At 25.0% G+C, this 20,387-nt stretch carries 13 protein-coding genes and 1 pseudogene; 5 read left to right on the top strand and 9 right to left on the bottom strand.

Going from position 1 to position 20,387, the window contains the following annotated elements; all coding sequences use genetic code 11:
* Positions 1 to 427: 427 nt before the first annotated feature.
* The 4 genes and pseudogenes from CDIF1296T_RS01395 (at position 428) to CDIF1296T_RS01380 (ending at position 6,091) form a co-directional block, all read left to right on the top strand.
* A complete protein-coding gene (locus CDIF1296T_RS01395) occupies positions 428 to 2,440 on the top strand; it encodes a sigma-54 interaction domain-containing protein (RefSeq protein ID WP_018112758.1) in 2,013 nt (670 codons plus the stop codon).
* A gap of 368 nt (positions 2,441 to 2,808) precedes the next feature.
* Positions 2,809 to 4,029 carry a M20 metallopeptidase family protein gene (locus CDIF1296T_RS01390; protein WP_009895246.1) on the top strand — a complete coding sequence of 407 codons (1,221 nt, stop codon included), beginning with the start codon at positions 2,809 to 2,811 and terminating at the stop codon, positions 4,027 to 4,029.
* A 36-nt stretch (positions 4,030 to 4,065) separates the two neighbouring features.
* Positions 4,066 to 5,415: an APC family permease gene (locus CDIF1296T_RS01385; protein ID WP_018112759.1), complete on the top strand. Its 1,350-nt coding sequence runs from the start codon at positions 4,066 to 4,068 to the stop codon at positions 5,413 to 5,415.
* A 113-nt stretch (positions 5,416 to 5,528) separates the two neighbouring features.
* Positions 5,529 to 6,091, top strand: a pseudogene (locus tag CDIF1296T_RS01380) (S1 RNA-binding domain-containing protein).
* A gap of 107 nt (positions 6,092 to 6,198) precedes the next feature.
* Here CDIF1296T_RS01380 and CDIF1296T_RS01375 read toward each other — a convergent pair.
* The 8 genes from CDIF1296T_RS01375 to CDIF1296T_RS01340 form a co-directional block, all read right to left on the bottom strand.
* Positions 6,199 to 8,532: an ABC transporter permease gene (locus tag CDIF1296T_RS01375; RefSeq protein ID WP_009895242.1), complete on the bottom strand. Its 2,334-nt coding sequence runs from the start codon at positions 8,530 to 8,532 to the stop codon at positions 6,199 to 6,201.
* Positions 8,529 to 9,212 carry an ABC transporter ATP-binding protein gene (locus tag CDIF1296T_RS01370; RefSeq protein WP_003434455.1) on the bottom strand — a complete coding sequence of 228 codons (684 nt, stop codon included), beginning with the start codon at positions 9,210 to 9,212 and terminating at the stop codon, positions 8,529 to 8,531. The genes CDIF1296T_RS01375 and CDIF1296T_RS01370 overlap by 4 nt, the downstream gene beginning before the upstream one ends.
* Positions 9,213 to 9,282: 70 nt before the next feature.
* Positions 9,283 to 10,524 (bottom strand): sensor histidine kinase, encoded by a 1,242-nt coding sequence (locus tag CDIF1296T_RS01365; protein WP_009895239.1) that lies wholly within the window; start codon positions 10,522 to 10,524, stop codon positions 9,283 to 9,285.
* Positions 10,525 to 10,534: 10 nt separating this feature from the next.
* Positions 10,535 to 11,221, bottom strand: a complete 687-nt coding sequence (locus CDIF1296T_RS01360) for a response regulator transcription factor (protein ID WP_009895237.1) — start codon at positions 11,219 to 11,221, stop codon at positions 10,535 to 10,537.
* Between the two features lie 237 nt (positions 11,222 to 11,458).
* Positions 11,459 to 11,803: a hypothetical protein gene (locus tag CDIF1296T_RS01355; RefSeq protein WP_009895235.1), complete on the bottom strand. Its 345-nt coding sequence runs from the start codon at positions 11,801 to 11,803 to the stop codon at positions 11,459 to 11,461.
* 330 nt (positions 11,804 to 12,133) lie between these two features.
* On the bottom strand, positions 12,134 to 14,641 hold the full coding sequence (locus CDIF1296T_RS01350; protein WP_009895234.1) for an ABC transporter permease: 2,508 nt from the start codon (positions 14,639 to 14,641) through the stop codon (positions 12,134 to 12,136).
* 8 nt (positions 14,642 to 14,649) lie between these two features.
* Positions 14,650 to 15,312: an ABC transporter ATP-binding protein gene (locus CDIF1296T_RS01345; protein ID WP_003434446.1), complete on the bottom strand. Its 663-nt coding sequence runs from the start codon at positions 15,310 to 15,312 to the stop codon at positions 14,650 to 14,652.
* A gap of 1,130 nt (positions 15,313 to 16,442) precedes the next feature.
* On the bottom strand, positions 16,443 to 16,910 hold the full coding sequence (locus CDIF1296T_RS01340) for a VOC family protein (RefSeq protein WP_009895230.1): 468 nt from the start codon (positions 16,908 to 16,910) through the stop codon (positions 16,443 to 16,445).
* Positions 16,911 to 18,037: 1,127 nt separating this feature from the next.
* Between CDIF1296T_RS01340 and CDIF1296T_RS01335 the strand changes: the two genes are divergently transcribed.
* The gene (locus CDIF1296T_RS01335; protein WP_009895229.1) at positions 18,038 to 19,018 is read left to right on the top strand and encodes a CPBP family intramembrane glutamic endopeptidase; all 981 of its coding nucleotides are present in this window, start codon (positions 18,038 to 18,040) and stop codon (positions 19,016 to 19,018) included.
* Between the two features lie 98 nt (positions 19,019 to 19,116).
* Here the strand turns inward: CDIF1296T_RS01335 and CDIF1296T_RS01330 are convergent, their stop codons facing one another.
* Complete coding sequence (locus CDIF1296T_RS01330) at positions 19,117 to 20,079, bottom strand: CPBP family intramembrane glutamic endopeptidase (protein WP_018112760.1); 963 nt, start codon at positions 20,077 to 20,079, stop codon at positions 19,117 to 19,119.
* Positions 20,080 to 20,387: the final 308 nt, after the last annotated feature.

Genomic DNA, 20,387 nt, shown 5'->3' with positions numbered 1-20,387 from the left:
TATATGTTTTAATTTATATTATTTTTAATAAAAGATACAATTACAACTAAATTAAACTTGACAAATTCATTCTACTCACGCAGAATAAACTTATACATATATATTTTCATATATAATTTATTTTAATATAATTCTATATTTACAAAATTATATTATCAATAGAATTTATTAAAATAAATTTTTTTGGGTGTATATTATAATTTAATCGAATAGAAATGAAAAATATACATACAGTTTAAGTTTTAAGCAACAATTAGGGGGATTTGGTGACAAGATTTTTAATTATAAGAAAGAAAGTGTCTTAATGCAACTTTTATAAAGTCATTATAGACACTTTCTTTTTTATTTGATAAATTTAAATTATCAAAATTATATTGCTTTATACAACTATTTTGTTGGAAACTATTTATTATATAAGGAGAAATAAATGAAAAAATCAGTAGCTCTGGTAAATGATAGTAGAAAAGATTTAATAGACTTTTTAGAAAATAATTTGAAATTAGTTTTTGGAGATTCTATAAATATTAATAGATACTTCATAAATGAAATAAATGATAATGATATTATAAATGATGATGTGATATTAGTAATGTCAGTAGAAAGATTAGACAAAATTATAAATAATATACTAGATAAGAAAAAAGTGATTGTGGTAAGAAGAACTTTTAGGGAAGATAAAATTTATAATCTACTATCTTTACCACAGGGTACAAATGTTCTAATCGTAAATGATTCTGATGAAACTACTCTAGAAACTATAAGTTTATTTTATAAAATTGGAGTGACTAATATTAGACCAATTCCATATATGAATGATAATAACTATAAAAATATAAAAATAGCTATAACTCCAGGAGTTCCAGAAAAAGTACCTAGCTTTATCTCAGATATATTTGATTTAGGTCACAGATATATAGATATTTCTACATTTATAGAAATAATAAATTTATTACAAATTGATTCAAAGGAAATACAATCTAATCTAGTTAAATACTCAGAAGAAATAATAAGTTTAGATACTGGTATAAAAGATAAATATAAGGAATTATTTTTAAAAATAGAAGAATTAGATACAATATTGAATTTATCAAAAGATGGTATATTATTTACTTCAAAAGATGGTGAAATAAATACATATAATAGTAAAGTAAAAGATATTTTAGACATAAATGAGGATATATATGGAAAATACATTGAGGATATATTTGTAGATAGTTTAAAAGTTTTATTGAGTGAGAAAGAGATACTAGATAAAGTTGTCGTATTCAATAAGAAATATATAAATGTAAATAAAAAAAACATATACAATAGAGATGAAAAAATGGGCACATATTATAGTTTACAAGAAATAACATACATAAAAAAATTAGAACAAAATCTCACTAAAAAATTAAGAGAAAAAGGACAAATAGCAAAATATACATTTAAGGATATAAAAACAAATAGTCCTAAAATGTTTGAATGTATAGATTTAGCTAAGAAGGTTTCTAAATCTGATTTAAGCATACTTATCGGAGGTGAAAGTGGAACTGGTAAAGAACTCATAGCTCAGTCTATACATAACAACTCAAATAGAAAAAATCAACCCTTTATAGCAGTAAATTGTGCAGCCGTTCCTGAAAATTTATTAGAAAGCCAGCTATTCGGATATGACAAGGGAACTTTTACTGGAGGTCTAAAAGATGGAAAACAAGGATTATTTGAACTTGCTAATAATGGAACAATATTCTTAGATGAAATAGGCGATATGCCTTTAGAATTACAAACAAAACTACTTAGAGTTCTTCAAGAAAAGCAGATAATGCCTGTTGGGTCTCACAATGTAATTAATATAGATGTTAGAATCATATCTGCTACAAATAAGAATTTAGAACAAATGATTGATAATAGCCAATTTAGAGAGGATTTATATTATCGATTAAATACAATTCCAATAAATATACCTCCTCTAAGAGAAAGAAAAGAAGACATATTAATTATTATGGAAGATTTAATTAATAAGAAATTAATAATCACACCAGAAGCAAAAAAACTTATACAAAACTATATGTGGAAAGGTAATATAAGAGAACTCCAAAATGTTACATCCTATTTAAACATTATGTGTGAAGATATTGTATTAGAGAAAGATTTACCTCCAAACTTAAGGTCTTCAGATAACAAAAATACATCATTAAAACTAAAATATAGTAAGAATGATATATTGAATATATTAGAGATACTAATTTTAAATAAGGAATCAGATGTTGGTATTGGTAGAGGATTAATTTTAAAAGCACTACTCGATAAGAACCTTCAAATTACAGAAGGAAAAATTAAAAAAATATTTGAATATCTAAAAAAAGAAGAACTTATAATTTGTAGTTCAGGAAGATATGGAAGTAAAATAACTCAAAAAGGAGAAGATTTTTACAATAAATTAAAATATAAAGGTCTATAAAATTATAATTTATCAAACAAAGAAATCTATTCAGGATTAAAGTACTCCTTCAATAGGTTTTTTTATTTTTCAAGTACCCTAAAATTATAATTTATTTTGTACATAAATAATAGGAATTAATAGGAATAGGATAATTTTTTTATTTCCTATTTTTTTTATATAAACTAGCATATAAAATATATTTTCTTCAAAATAATATTTTTTACTGAAAATTGAAACTATGCAATCATTTTTTATACTATACATATAGATAAATGATTATATTTATTCAATATTCTTATAAAAAACAAAATTCTCCATCGAAAATTATGGCATAATAATTGCTTATTATATTAATAAAACAATAAAAAGCAATTGGAGGAATAAAAATGCAACAGGCTTTGAAATTAAAATATCAAACCAAAGAATTAGGAAAAGATTTTGTAATAGAAAGTTGTAATTCTATAAAACCATGGCTTATAAACATAAGAAGAGAATTACATAAAATTCCAGAATTAGCTCTTGAAGAAAATCTTACTAAACAGAAGGTAATTTCTTATTTAAAAGAAATCGGAATTGATTATATGGAATTTACAAAACACAATGGAATTATGGCATATATTTTAAAAGAAAGTGCAGATAAAACGATTTGTATAAGAGCAGATATGGATGCTCTTCCTATTGAAGAAGAAAACAACATACCTTATAAATCAATACACTCTGGAAAAATGCATGCTTGTGGTCACGATGCACATACAACCATGCTACTTGGAGCATGTAAAGTTTTACATTCAATAAAAGATAAACTTAATGTAAATGTAAAATTCTTATTTCAACCAGCAGAAGAAGGTTTTGGAGGAGCAAAATTTTTAGTTGAGGATGGGTGTTTAGAAAATCCCAAGGCCGATTATATATTCGGACTTCATGTTATGCCACATATAGAAACAGGCCTTATCGAAACAAAATATGATACATTAAATGCTAGTGTAGACACTATAAAAATAAGTATCAAAGGTAAAAGAGCTCATGGTGCATATCCTGAAAACGGTATTGATGCAATAGTTACAGCTTCACAAATTGTTACATCATTACAAACTATAATAAGTAGAAACTTAGAACCAAATAATGCTGCTGTTTTGACTATAGGTAAAATATATGGTGGTGATACACACAATGTAATATGTGAAGATGTAAAATTAGAAGGCACTTTAAGAACCTTAAATAGCAAAACAAGAAACTTTATGATTGATAAAATAGCTAAAATTGTTGGAGACACTGCATCTGCATTTGGTTGTGTTGGGACTTTACATGTAAGTGATGAAAACTATCCTGCTGTTATAAATGAAAAAGAATTAGTAGATACAGTTATATCAAATACTAAAGAATTACTTGGAGAGGAAAAATTTATATTGAGACCAAACCCGTCTTTAGGTGGTGAAGACTTTTCTTTTTACACAGAACATTGTAAAGGAGCATTCTTCCATTTAGGATGTAAAAATGAGGAAAAGGGCTTAATTTCACCTCTTCATACCTCTAGCTTTAATATAGATGAAGATTGTTTACCAATAGGTGTTATGATGCATGTAATGAATACTTTGTATTTTAATTAGTACAGTAATTAATAAAAGAATAGGAGATAAATTAATATGGAAAAAGCTAAGAAATTAGGTCTATTTAGTATGATATTATTAGGGATTAATAGCATAATAGGTTCAGGTATATTCTTACTACCAGGTAAAGTTTATAATCTAGCAGGTCAAAACAGTATGTTTATATACATTTTTGCTACACTCTTAGTTCTATCAATACTTTTATGTTTTGCAGAAGTTGGAAGCATGTTTGATAAGAATGGAGGAGCATATCTATACTCCAAAAAAGCTTTTGGAGATTTTATAGGATTTGAAGTTGGTACAATGTCTTGGGTTATTAGAATTATATCATGGTCTACTCTAGCAGTAGGATTTGCAACAGCTTTAGGTTCATTTTGGCCAGAATCTGCCACTGAATACAAAGGTTATATAGCTGCAATACTCGTAACACTACTTTCAATAAATAGCTTATTTGGAATTAAAAGCACAAAGATAATGAATAATGTAATAACTATAGCTAAATTAGTACCATTAATAGTTTTTATAATAGTTGGAATATTCTTTATAAAATTTGTAAATATTGTTCCTTCAGGAAATGTAGTTAACTCTAGTATGGGTCCAGCCATTATATTAGTATTTTACGCATTTACCGGCTTTGAATCATTTATTGTGGCAAGTGGAGAAATGGAAAATCCTAAAAAAAATCTTCCAGTCGCATTAATAACCACAATATTTATATGTGCAATAATTTATATATTAATTCAAATTGTCTGTATGGGTATACTTGGAGATAGACTATTTGAAAACAGTATTCCAATTGCAGATACTTCAAGTGTATTTTTAGGCAATTATGGTAAAGTTTTCATATCTGTAGCAACATTAATATCTATATTTGGTATAAATATAGGTTCATCAATAGTAACTCCTAAATGTGGTTCTTCTCTAGCAGAAGAAGGTTCTCTTCCTGCATTTATAGGAAAAACAAATAAATATGGTGCTCCATATGTAGCAATAATAATATCTTTAATTTGTTGTATACCACTTGTGCTAACTGGAAGTTTTGAACAACTTGCAGTAATGAGTGTAATTGCAAGATTTGCTCAGTACATACCAACTTGTTTATCAGTAATAGTTTTAAGAAAAAGAACAGATGTTAAGGCCTCTTTTAAGATTCCATTTGGTCCTGTTATACCAATGGTAGCTATTTTAGGTAGCTCATGGTTGTTACAACAAGCTTGGGCAGAAGATATTTCAAAACCTATAACTCAAAATAGAGTTTTAATAGGATTAGGGGCAATGTTGTTAATAGCTCCTCTATATATATTTATGAAAAAAAATAAGGAAATCGAGCATAAAAATAAATCAGAAGATTCTAAATTATATATTTCGAGAGAAAAAATTCAATAATATTTTACAAACTATTTAAAAATTATTTTTCTAATACTATAGAAATAATTAGAAATGGAGATGTTACGTATCTAAAAGTAGTTGATAACACGGATATTGGTACTTTTATAGATATGGGACTTACAAAAGACATACTAGTTCCTTTTAAAGCTAAGACTTATCCATTGTTTAGAGATGAAAAATATTTATTCTATATATACTTGGATAAAAGCGGAAGAATAGCTGCTACTACAGACATAGATTCATATTTAGAAACAGACCATACTTACAATGTAGGAGATGTTGTAAATGGAGTTGTATATGGATTCCAAACCAACAACTCTGCTATGATATGTGTTGACAATAAATATGCTGGTGTAATCCTTCATAATGAATACTTTACAGAATTAAAAGCTGGGGATGTTCTTGAAAATTTACATGTTATAAAAATATACGATGATGGTAAATTAGGACTTTCTCCTAGAGGAAACAGAAAAGATGAACTTGATACCTTAGAAAATAAGATTTTAAGCTATTTAGAAGGTTCAGATGGATATATGAGATTCAATGATAAATCTGATCCTAAAGATATTTCTATCTTATTTAATTCAAGTAAGAAAATTTTAAACGTGCTCTTGGAGTACTTATGAAGAAAGACTTAATTTATCAAGATGAAGATGGAACTTATCTAAAGTAAATTATATAACACAAAAATCGAAGTAAATTATGAAAGATATTTTCTATTTCATATTTACTTCGATTTTTTATTTAAATTACTACCTCTATTTAAATTACTACTTATATTTATTGTGCATTTACTACCTCTATTATGTCTAATTCACAAATCTTTTTAATGGGTTTTCTTACTGCAAGCAAAGTTATTATTATCATAGTTACTACAATGATAAACAGTAAATCAAAAGGTATTTGCCAGTCTATATGGAATTTTAATGTTACTAAGGATACAAATATATATCTATGTAATATTAATCCAAGTACACTCCCCAATAAACAGCCACTTACAGCATATGTACTTGATTCTACTATTACCATTTTTCTTAATTGCTTATTGGACATGCCTATTGCACGCATAATACCATAGTAATTTATTCTACTTGTAACGCTTATATTCATACTGTTTATGATATTAAACATACTTATAATCGCAATTATAAATACAAACCCATATACAAAAACTGCCATAGTGTAAAATGAATTTTTAGCCTCTAAGTTACCTTGTCGCTTATCTCGAACCTCTAAATTATCATCTAGAACATTTCTTATATTTTGGATTAAATCTTCAGGAGCATCTTCATCAACTTGAGTATCAATTATTATATAGTCTTTTATATCTGTTATACTAGTAAAAGTATTTTCAGATGTTATAATATTTCCAATATATTTGTCTTTAACATCAAATGAAATTGAAGAAAGTATACCTGCTACCTCTATCTCTTTCTTAGAATTTCCATTTTTAATATATATCTTATCTCCAATATTAAACCCATGACCTTCTTCTACCAATCCGATATTTTCTGACTCTAATTTATCTTCATTGATTTCCCCTTTTACTAGATACTTTTTGGCCCAGTCAAATTGATTTTTTTCATAAGAAATTAGCTGAGATGTTGCCTCCTTATTATTGTATGTAGCCTCTACATCCGTCATCATTCTACTGTATACTTTTTTTATTCCTTTGATATTACTTATTTCATTAATATCGTCTTTAGTAAGAACAGACTTAAAGTCAGCGTCAACAATAGATATATGAGTAGCTTCTGGTTTTATAGGTTTAAGTGCCTGATACATAAAGTCTATAAATACACTAAAACCTAAAAACAATACAATACTAATAGCAAATGAAGAAGTCATAAGTATAAAAGATTTTTTTCTTGAAAAGGCATGATTTATTCCCATAGAAACATCAATTTTAGAACTTCCTGCGTTAGCAATTTTACTTGCTTTTCCACTAGTTAAAATTTCTTTGAACATTAGATTACCACGTATAGCACTTAGTGGAGACACCCCAGAAGCTTTTTTTGCTGGAACAATAGCTGATAATATTACTGTTAAAAATCCTACTATTATTCCAAACACAATACCAATAAAGCTAACCTTTAAAATTGGCATCGAACCAAATAACTCTGTATTCACATATTTGAGAAATATAGAGGATATAATGGTTACAATACATCCTAATAACAATCCTAGTGGAATAGCCTTTACACTTAGAATTAAACTTTCTAAAACAACAAATTTTTTGACTTGGAGTTTTGATGCTCCCAAGCAACGTAATAGTCCAAAAAACTTTATTCTCTCTATTACACCCATATTAAAGCTATTATATATCATGATAATACTTGCTATTAACACAAGTATAAAAAGTCCTCCTGCTGTTAAGTAAAGTGGTTTAGAATAATCAGAGTCACCTTGACCTATAATAGAAAGTAATTTTTCATTTTTACCGATTTGTTTATCACTTAAATTAAAGGTATTCTTAATATCAGAAGTAGCTTTTCTAATATTAACCTTGTCTTTAAATGTAATATAATAATAATCATATGTTTCTGATTTTTTGATAGCTTGTGTACCTAATATTGAAAGCATTAATCCATGCTTATCTGAGGCTCTTAAGCTTGATAATGATGAATATTCACCTACTATCTTATAATTTTTATTTCTACCATCTGCTAATTTTATTTTGATAAAATCTCCTACTTTTAGATTAAAGCTTTTAACTGCATCTACATCTATTAAAGTCTCATTCTCCACAACAGGATAACGACCTTTTATTATTTCTAGACCTAATTGTTTTGCTAAATCTTCATCTAAACCTTGTATCAAAATCTCCTTTGATTTAAACTCTCCATTATCAATGACTTGTCCTCTACCATAGTGAGCTATATCTACTCTACTACTTATTTCTGATATAGCTTCTTCATTAAGATTTTTAAGTACTATGTGCCAATTTCCATCATCTTTTATAAATTGTACTTTTTGACATTGTATAGCCATGTCTGCTAGTCCAAAAATAGCAGTAACTAAACATACTGCAATGACAATACATAAAATTGTAGTTCTATTTTTTTTCTTATGTACCTTTGCATATTGTGGTACTAGTTCTAAATAGCTTCTCATTCTCTATTCACCCCTAGGTCTTTAAGCATTCCATCAGAAACCTGTAGTATCCTATCTGCTGTAGAAGCTATATTTGTATTATGAGTTATCATAATAATAGTTTGGTTATATTTTTCTGCTGTCACTTTTAAAAGTGAAATTACATCACTGCTATTTTTACTGTCAAGATTTCCTGTTGGCTCATCTGCCAATATAATTGATGGCTTTGTAATCAATGCTCTTCCAATTGCAACCCTTTGTTGCTGACCACCAGATAATTGATTTGGAAGATGACTTTTTCTATCTTTAAGACCTAAAATTGTCAATACTTCATCTAGATAAATAGTGTCTGGTTTTTTGTAATCTAGTAGTAAAGGAAATATTATATTTTGTTCCACAGTTAATTCGGGTATAAGATTATATGATTGAAAGATAAAACCTATATTACGACGTCGAAAAATAGTCTGTTTTTCTTCTTTCATTGAACATATTTCTTTACCATCAACAAATATTTTTCCTGAGGTTGGAGTATCAAGACCTCCTAAAAGATTTAATAATGTACTCTTACCTGAGCCAGATTCTCCAACTACAGTAACAAACTCTCCCTTTGAAACTGTAAATGATACATCTTTTAATGCCTCTACTTTTGTATATCCATTTCCATATGTTTTACATAAATTATTAACCACAAGAATATCCATTTGCTCTATCTCCTTTCTGATGATTAATATAAGAATAATTCATACACCTTACTGTAAGATGTATCCTATCTTACATATTAGTAAGCTTTAAAAAACTTAGAGTAAATGTACTTCCTTGTAAAAAATTACTTTCTACAGTTATGGTTCCATTGTGCTGTTCTATGATAGATTTAACTAGTGGCAACCCTAATCCAAGGCCTTGATTACTTTTTGAAAACTTACTCCTATAAAATCTTTTAAATATATGATGTATATCTTCAATATGAATTCCATTTCCGGTATCACTCACTGAAATAATAGTTGTTATAGGTGTTTCAACCCATTCTATCATTATTTTATCGTTCTCTTTTGTATTATCTAATGCATTTTTTATAAGGTTGCTTAAAGCTTCTGATATCCATTCATAATCGCAAAACAAGTTTGTATTTTCTAGACCTCTTATAGAGATACTCTTTCCTTCTTTTTCTGCTCTAGTTTCAAAACTATATAAAATTTTAGTAATCAACTTTTTTACGTTAACACTAGCTTTGTTAAGAATTATTGTCTTTGAATCTATCTTTGTAATCTTTAACAAGTTTTGTATCAATGATTCTATACGCTCTAATTCATTTTGACTCTTCTGCACAAAATTCTCAACAATTTCACTATTATGACTCTCTTCCTGCAATATTTGATTATACATCATCAATGCTGTAAGTGGAGTTTTTAGTTGATGTGATATATCTGAAATTGTATTTTTAAGAAATTCTTTATTCTGCTTTTCTTTCAATATATGTGTGTTTAGAGATGTTGACATAGCATCTATTGAACCAAATAACTTTGATAAACTACCTTCTTCATAAGTATTTAACCGTACATTTATATTTCCATTCATAAATGAATCAATTTTATAACTAGCTTCTTCTATCTTGTTCTGTTGCCTAAAAAAATACACATACAATATAAAAATAATCATAGTAAAGAACACAAATAAATACAAAAACATAGTTTTTATATATTTACCTTGAAACAATTTCACACTTGGCATAAAACTATCATCTGTACCAAAGTCATATCTAGCTGTATTTAAGATTTCTTTTCCTTTTAAAGTATATTTATCTTCATTAGTAGTAAATACTGCTGGTATTTTTGATTTATCAACACCCATACTATTTAAGTATCCAGCTATATTATAATCATGTTCTAACAGTGCACTTTTATAATCATTAGTTATATTTATAACTACTATTTGACCTACTACTATAAACATCAATAAAACGGATATAATCACCAAAAAAAATATTTTTATGTCTTTATTAGAAAATACCTTCATATTAACACCCTCACTTTATAACATTCCATTTGTAACCCATTCTTCTAACTGTTAATAGATTTTTTGGATTTTCAGGATTATCTTCAATCTTATTTCTTAACCTTCTTACATATACTGACAGAGTATTATCATCTACAAAACTACCATTTCCATCCCATAACTTATCCAATATATTTTTTCTTGTAAGTACAATATTTTTATTTTTCATAAGTAAGCATAATAATTTATATTCTGCTGTAGTAAGCTCAAGCTCAATTTCATTTTTAAAAACACGATTTTCAAGTAATTTAACAGTAATATTATTTGATTTTAGTTCAGTTACATTTTCACTTGTAAAATTATAACGTCTAAGTAAAGCTTTTATTCTTGAAATTAACTCATTTAATTTAAAAGGTTTTGTTATGTAATCATCTCCACCCATATCAAGTCCCATCACTACATTTACTTCTTCATCAGAAGCAGTTAAAAATATGATTGGTACATTAGAAGCTTCTCTTACCCTTTTACAAATATCAAAACCATCACCATCAGGTAAGGATACATCCAAAAGCAGTAAATCATAATTTTTTTCTTTATAAATTTGCAATGCTTCTTCTACTGTTCTTGCTACATCAACACTAAATCCATTCTTTTGTATAGAATATTCTAATCCATATATCAAACTTAAATCATCTTCAACCAACAATATACTACTCATCTCAATCACTTCCATTTTTTTATTTTTTACTTTATATATATTATATACCTAACTTATTATATTTTTACTCTTTTAAAAATACAATACCTTGAAATCAATGATTTAAATATTTTAAAATTATTTTTATATGATTTTATATAGTTAATTTAATACTTTGAAATCTTAATAATAAAAAAAGCTTAAAATACACTAAGTATTCTAAGCTTTATTCAATCACATTTTATATATTTATATTATTTATTTTTTTAAAATACTATTTTCAATACTGCCTCTATTAAACATTTCATTATCATTATCTAAAGAGATATCACTTATATTTCTAACAGTTGTTGAATAGTTACCACTAAGTTCTATCTCACTGAAATGCATATGCACTATCTTTTGTATTACAAATCCCATTGATGCAAGTAAAATAGCAAATATTATATACTGACTAAAGTTACTCATATAATAATTTATAATGGTATATTCATTTCCTGTGACTGTTAACTGTTTTGTAGATAGCATAGTATATATATATTCAGTACAATTTATAAATACATATATACCATAAATAACCAACACTACAGATAAACAATACATTGTGATTGAAATCTTTGATATTTTTTTAAACTTACTATCTTTACAACACTTAATATTTGTTATTTATCATAAACAAGGTTATTGTATTATCAATAATTTTTAGGTTACACTTATTATTAGTCTTGTGTTAAAACGACAGTAGACTTAAGAGTAGAGTTTTATTAAGCCAATATTTATATTTGCTATACATTGTACCCCTATTACATCATACATATAACTTGGATAACTTATTTTATTTTTATTTCTAAATTATTTAAAATCAATATCTACACCATTATCGATAATTGCAATTAAATTCATATAAAACCTCTTTAATTTATAGGCTGTTCACTATAAAGTCTTTATTTCTTCCATAAAATTTTCATTTTGAATTTTATTCAATGTTTTTAGTGTAGTTATCATGATTATAGATACTAAAATAAATACTATTAGGATAATAGCCCCTATAAATTTCCAATTTATTAAATTGATACTTTCAAAAGGTTTTATTATTATACTTCTTACAATTAAAATAGGTATTATAGATATACAAAAGCTTACTATAATATATATATAACTTTCCAATTTAACAATTTTATTTATTTCATGTTTTGATATTCCTATTCCTCTAAATAGTGCAAATTCCCTACTTCTGCTATTAATACTAGTAACTATAGTATTGCAACAGTTAAATAAAGATAATATAACTATAATTCCAGTTACTAATACCATAATTAGTGTTTTTTGATTATCAATTTTTTCATATTCAGCTGTTTCAGCTTTGTATGGAATTAAAATTCCTTTATTTGTTTTTTCTGTTATTTTGTTTAACTCACTTTCAACATATTTATCATTGGCTAGTTTACTCGTCCATATGTCAAATCTTTCATAAGATGATATTCCTGTAAACTTATTAAATTGATTTGTTGATATTACTCCGCCAAATTCAGCTCCCACTTGTGAGGTTACTGGTAATGTAGTTATAATTCCACATACTATAAATTCTTGAGATATTGTTTTGGTAAAATTATTTGTTTTTGAATCTATAATATCAAAGTATACTTTTATTCTATCTCCTTTTTTTATATTAAGCGAATCACTGGATTTCTTTGTTATATACAGATATGGTTGTTTACTAAATTTATCTATATTTTCCTTTCCATTTATCAAGAAATCCTCTAGTATATCTGTATCTTCTATTCCTAAAAATTCAAAAGAATTATTATATACCTTAATTCCATCTTTTACTTCTGATCTAGCTTCAATATTATCTTTATTTTTTTTCCAATAATCAGAGTTCTTATTTATACTTTTATCATCAATTTTTATATTAAACCACTTATGCCTATATGAGTTTACTTTTGTTACACCATCAATTGCCTTTATCTCTTGTAGTACATTTTTATCATAACCTTTATTATTTGAACGTATAGTACTTATATCAATATTATGTAATAAATAATCTCCTTGTATCCAATATTTTAATACACCATCACTTAAAAAGTTACTAGTAGACTTTGTGTATATTGTTGCCATTAAGAAAAATATAATTACCATTGATGCTATAGATAAATTTGTACGTTTCTTATTTCTTTGTATATTTTTTGATGCTATGTTACCATAGTCTTTGAAAAGTTTTATCATAAATTTATTTATAAAGGAATTTTGTTTTATATCCACTTTTTCATTATTTCTTCTTATACAAATCATTGGATCAGTTTTAACTGATAACATAAGAGGTTTTGAAACTGATATTATTATAGTTCCTAAACTTAATAATATAGAAATTATGTATGTGTTTATATAGTTCTGGTTTTTTATAGAATTTATATAGTTGACATTGTATATTACTCCTATAACATACTCCCTTGATAAACTAGCTATTATCCCACCTAAAATTAGACCTATAGAAATACTTATAATAGAGTATATAGATACTTCTAAAATCATTATTTTAAAAATATCATTTGGATTAAACCCTAAAGCCCTAAATATCCCAAAATCCTTTATTCTATTTGATACTAATATATAAAAAATATTATAAATTAATAATATAGTTGCTAGTGCTAGTACTATATTAACTATTATATAAGGTATTTTTAAATTCATACTATCAGATATAGCTATTAATAATTCATTATTAAAATAAATGTTATTCTCATTCAAATTTCCATTTTTAATAAGTTTTTGTGATTGTCTCTGTATATTTTTTTCCTTTTTAAAAGTAAACATAATTTGATCATATTTATTTTTAGTAGGAATATTCTTGATAGCACAATCGTTACTTATAAGGCCAATTGATGTTCCTTGAGCTTTTAAAATAGGATTACTATTTAAGATACCAGTTATTTTAAATTCTTTTTCCCCAGTATATAAATCTTCTTGATCTATCCCTTGTCTTCTATAATCTAATGTTATCCTTTTTCCTATAGGGTTTTTTATCTTTTTTTGTTTAATATACCATGAATCTATAGCGATTTCATTTTCAGCTACTGGTAATTTACCTTTTTCTAGTGTGTAAATATCATTTAGTTCTTCAGCAACTTTATCCTGAGATAGAATTTGTAGTGTTTGACCTTTACCAATATCACTAATTCCTAAAAGCATTGATTTTCCAACTTTATCTATACTTGTGTTATTTTCTATATATTTTATTTCTTCGTCTTTTGGATTGATATATTGTGCATGTTTTAATGTAAATTCATTTTTAGCTTGATTTATCATTAAGTTTGTCGCATCTTCACTTATTATATTCATAATTAAAAACAACGCTGTTGAAATTACAATACTTACAATTATTAATAATGTATTTTTCTTATTTCCCATTATATATTTTTTTACAATATAATTAAGTTTCATAAATCTACCTACTCTCTTATAAATCCATCTTCTATTTCTATAACTCTATCAGCATATTTTGTTATATCTATATTATGTGTTATCATTATTATTGTCTGATTATATTTTTTTTGAGATTCTTTTAATAAACTTAATACATCTGACTCTGTCTTTGTATCTAAATTTCCAGTAGGTTCATCAGCAAATACAATTGATGGTTTATTTACAAGAGCCCTTGCTATTGCTACTCTTTGTTGTTGCCCACCTGATAATTGATTTGGCAAATACATTCTTCTATCTTTTATTCCTAGTAACTCCATCAATTCATTAATATAAGCTTCATCTTTATTTTTTATATTTATAGTTGGTAGTTTTATATTTTCTTCAACAGTTAAAACTGGAATCAAATTATATGATTGAAATATTAATCCCAACTTTTCTTTACGTAATGCAGATCTTTTCTTTTCATCAAGAGATGATATATTTATATTATCAATAATCACATCACCATTTGTTGGAGTTTCAAGTCCTGCCATTATGTGTAGTAAAGTACTTTTCCCACTTCCACTTTTACCTACTATCACAACAAATTCTCCACTATTTATTTTTAGATTTATTTGACTTAACGCTTTCACCTCTGTTTCCGATTTACCATATATTTTATTTAGGTTTTTTATCTCTAAAATACTCATAATTTACTCCTTGTCTTACATGTTATTTACACTTATAAATTCGATTTTTGCTATGGATTTTGCAATCTCTATCTATACTTATTGATATGTAGCAACAGAAACTATTTTTATAATTTTCAAAAAATTCTTCCGCCTATTCACTCCATATAGTGCCTTTAGTTATCATACCATATCTTATAATTGAATTTTATTTCTTATATCTCTTTTACCAACCTTTTTATTTAGGAAAAGTTCTTCACCATGAAATTGTACAGTATATACCTATTTCTTTGATTATATAATTAAGCTTTTTATTTAGTAACCTATTTTCTACATCCTAACTTATATTTCCTGTTTCCTCATTTTCATATTTATAACAATAGTTACAATCTAAATTACTACTTTTAGTTACCCAGACTTTACTTTACATGCTTTGCCTCTAAACTGCTGATGTTAATATCTTCTTAATTTTTTCACACCTATCTTCAAATATAAAATCTTTATCTAAAAGATTATTGTATTCAGCTAGACATAACCAACAAAATGATTTCATTAAATATTCTTTACATTCATTATTACATAACTTTAAGTTAAAAAACTCATTATATCCAAAATTCGTTGATACCCATATTATTAATATAACTTACAATGTCTTTTTGAATATCTAAAAAAATACTTTTATAACTTATTTTATATATCATACACTATATTATTGCTTTCATAATCTATAAAGGTTTCATATGATACAAACTTCTAAGATGGGATTTTTGGTCTTTAATAACGATTATAATAATATTTATTTATATTTCTGATTTAAACATTATTTTACTTGAAATGTTTATTAAATAAATGAATTAAAACTAAACTTTCATTATATTTTTAATTTATTCAATTAAATTTTAGCATAGTTATATAAAATAGTATATATAATTATACAAGATAATAGTAAATATAACTATCTTTTATATATTTTTTCTAAATTTAAACTTTAGTATAAATATATAAGAAATATCATAATATTTTTAAAAACTCAAATAAAGCTAAACAAGTATTATATTCTTTATTTTAGAAAAATAAAAACTGTAAGCAAATTTGTTTTCACACAAGTTTACTTACAGCCTTCACCTCAATTTTACTTTAATATAATCCATCTATTCTAAAACTGATTCAATATATTCGACAGTTACATCCATTCTTTTAGCTACCTCATCTATTGAAAGACCACTATCTAAAAAATGTCTACACACAGATGACATAGTTTCTCCAACCTCAATAATATGCCCATCTAAATCATAAAATCTAATTGCTCTTTGACCCCACCTATGCTCTATAGCTAGATGAACATAATCTATATCTTTCATTGTACTCAATCTTTCAACAAAAGTATCAAAATTATCTTCCTCAAAATATAACTCAGCATCATTTCCATTGAACTTAACTTCACTGTCACTCTTATTAATAAATTCTAACCAAAGCTTTTTTTCTTGTAATGATATATTACCTTCTAGTACAACATTTTCTCCAAAATCACAGATTACCTTTAACCCCAAAACATCATAATAAAACTTTTTTGATTTCTCAATATCTTCAACTACTACTAAAACATTTAAAAACTTCATATTACCTCCTTAATATACACATACTTTATTTATAATATATAATTAGAATTAAACTATAAAGGTTTCAATAAGGTCTAGTATAAAGAAAAAAATTATAAGTCTTATTGAAATAGTTAAGTTAATTTTATCATATAATATAAATTTTAATCTTGTAAAAAACAGACATGTTCATACTTTTAGGTTTAAATCTATATGTATTCTTATTAATTTTGCTAAAACTGTTATTTTTGTAGACTATTTTAGATTACTGAAATATCTATGTTTTTTTAATTTCAAGGGAATATTAATATACACTAATAATATTAATATCACCTTTAAATATTACAAGTATATGCATTTTATATGATTAAAGAGATTATTCAAATATTATAATTAATAAAAATATAGTTTTTAGTTCTTCTAATTTAGTTTTCATATTCTTTCTAATTATTGATATTTTGTTACAAATACTATATATATTACTAATAATTATATTTACTTTTTAATAATAAATAAAATTTTAATTTTAAATAAATTTATTTTTGATATTTATATTTATTTTTTTGATATTAACATTACAAATTCATCCTAATTTTTATAAATAAAATAATAAATTAACTTTCTAATAAATTTTTTGTATTATTTTGTATATAGGAAATTATTGAAATCATAAAAAATCAACGCTATATTATAATCGTATAGTAAATTAAAATCATTTGATTTATTTAATTATTATTTATTAACCAGACGAATGTAATAATTATTAAATATAAAATATTAAAATCAAAGAGAATAATAAATGTAATATTAAAACTCAATAATAAATTTATATTCATAAGTTTAATTTCTTCATTAATTTTATCAACTATGCCTCTACTGCCTATTAATTTAATTCAATAAATAATAAATCTTTTACAAAAAGATAATAAAAATATAGAAAAATATTTTTTATTATCCTTTTGGTTATGGTAAACCACATTCTGCCTGCAATATAACTAAATATATGGGTATATAGTAAAATTAATTTTATTATTTATATATAATTTTATAAGTTACTTTTCAATAATATTGACTGTCATGAATTTATAATATTCAATAAAATATTTTAATTTAGTTAAGAATCTATATTGTAAAGGAGTATTAAATTAATGAACTTAAAATTAATATGGATAAATATTCTAAACCCAGTATTTATTAAAAATGAAATAAAAAGAAAAAAAATACAAATTATTATCTTTTTCTTTATAAACTTTGATTTAACTTATTCATTAGGTTTACTGTTATATTATAATAAATTTATTGATCCAGAAAACTTTGCATCATTCATGATGATATTACCTCTATCTTCAGTTGCTATTGCAAAGTTTTATACTGAAGGATTAAATAATGATATGTATGAATTTTATTCACTAATCATATTATTTTTTCTTATTTATTCATTATTAATTGTTCTTAAGTTATTAAATCTAATAAATAATAATGAATTTATAATTATAAACCTAATATTAATTTTTATAAGTAGCTTATCAATTATAATATATTCATCAAATAAAAAAAATTTATATCCTGTAAAAAATATTAAACTAGGTTCTTTATTAATTATTTACTTTATGATTTCTGTAATTGTTCCAACATCATTTATACTAATACTACAAGGGGCTCAACCTAATTATAGTGGTATCATAAAATTTATATTTACTCCAATAACATCATTAACTACTATTTATATTTTTTTTAGTGAAGAATATGCCTGGAGAGGTTTTTTACAGAATATTTTTTTTGATAAATTTGGTAAAAAGTTAGGAGTTATAATATTAGGTATGTGTTGGAGCTTGTGGCACTTACCACTAATATTTACATTATATACACCTGAAGCGCCAATATTAGGAATAATATTACGTTCAATACATATAGTTGGAATTTCAATATTTTTAGGATATCTTTATATAAAAACTAAGAATATCTGGTTTTGTGCTATAATTCATGTTTTAAATAATAGTGCTTTTCTTATCACAAATTCTAAAGAATCAACTATCACTTACCATGATATACTAATAGTATCTATGGTTGTTTTAATTTTTTATGTTCCATTTCTATTTACAAAAGAATATAAAAATAACTTGGAGTAAATAGAATATCCAAGTTATTTTTATATTTTTGCAAATTTCCAACAATCCTACAGAATACTTTAAGCTTAGAAGATATTATTAAAATTTATTATAATCAACTAATTCTTGATATTGGTCACATTTACTTTATCACTAACAAAATCATACTTAGAATCTCTATAGTAATACCATACAAATATAAAGCTAAGTAGATTAACAAAAGTAGTCAAAATTCCACCTTCAATACCAAACATCCCTCCATTTAATAGATTACCATGAGTGATTTGTGTAGTTATAATCCCTGGAACCTGAAGTCCACTTACAGGCATACCATATATAATCCCCTGAAATACATTCCATGTAAAATGATAACCTATACACATCCATATATTCGACGACTTTATAAACATATATGAAAAAAGAATCCCAATAATTATAATATTAATTACAGACAAAAAAGTAAAATCAGGATTCCATATATGAATCAACCCAAAAATAACAGATGGAACAATCATTATAAAATAAATATTTTTACATCTTCGTAAAACTGCCATAAAAAAACCACGATTTAAAATTTCTTCTGCAAAAGCAACTAAAATAAAGACCAGTATCCAAGAAACTGTTAAAGGTGAAATTTTTGGTACCCATGAAGTAACATGACCACCACCAATTGTTATTGTTATAATAAAGATTACTGTACAATTAAATATTCCTAATAACATTCCTACATATCCTTCTTTTTTCTTAATTCTATAAGAATGTAATCCCATTTCACTAATAGGATTTTTCATAATAAATCTCCATACAATTATAGGAATAATAATCATAAGTGAATCTGTTAGAATTTGAAATACAATCTGTAACCCAACATCATTTAACCAATTAGCATATTCTGAAAAATAGTTTGTTTTTAAATTAATGTCACCTGTAGCAACCAGGATTTTTCTTATTATTTCCACAAGTATCATGCTTAAATAATACTGAAGTATGTAAAAGGTAGCCATAACAGCTATAATAATCCACCCTGAACGTACTTTTCTGTCTTTATTCTTAATAATCAAGTTGCTCCATGATTTGTTCATATAGATGTCTTCCTCCTAACTATTATTTTTAGTTGTTTCTAAAATATATTCTATTAAATTTTTTCATAGTAGTATTTTACCACAAAACTTCTGCTTCAATAAAGTAAACGTAATATATTCTCTAACTGTAATTTAAACTATAAAAAATATATAAAGTATATTTAAAGCAATATTTATGGACATAAAGCAATATAAACAATATATAAAACATATAAAACTTTACTTAATTATTTCTACATAAAAACCACATAAAAAAGGATGTAACTCTAGCTTTTAGTGTAACATCCTTTTTTAATTAAAACTTGTAT

The sequence above is a fragment of the Clostridioides difficile ATCC 9689 = DSM 1296 genome, assembly GCF_001077535.1.
In the GTDB taxonomy this organism is placed as follows: Bacteria; Bacillota; Clostridia; order Peptostreptococcales; family Peptostreptococcaceae; genus Clostridioides; species Clostridioides difficile.
Note: the sequence above shows the minus strand (reverse complement) of the source record. Positions and strands in the feature narration are given on the sequence as shown.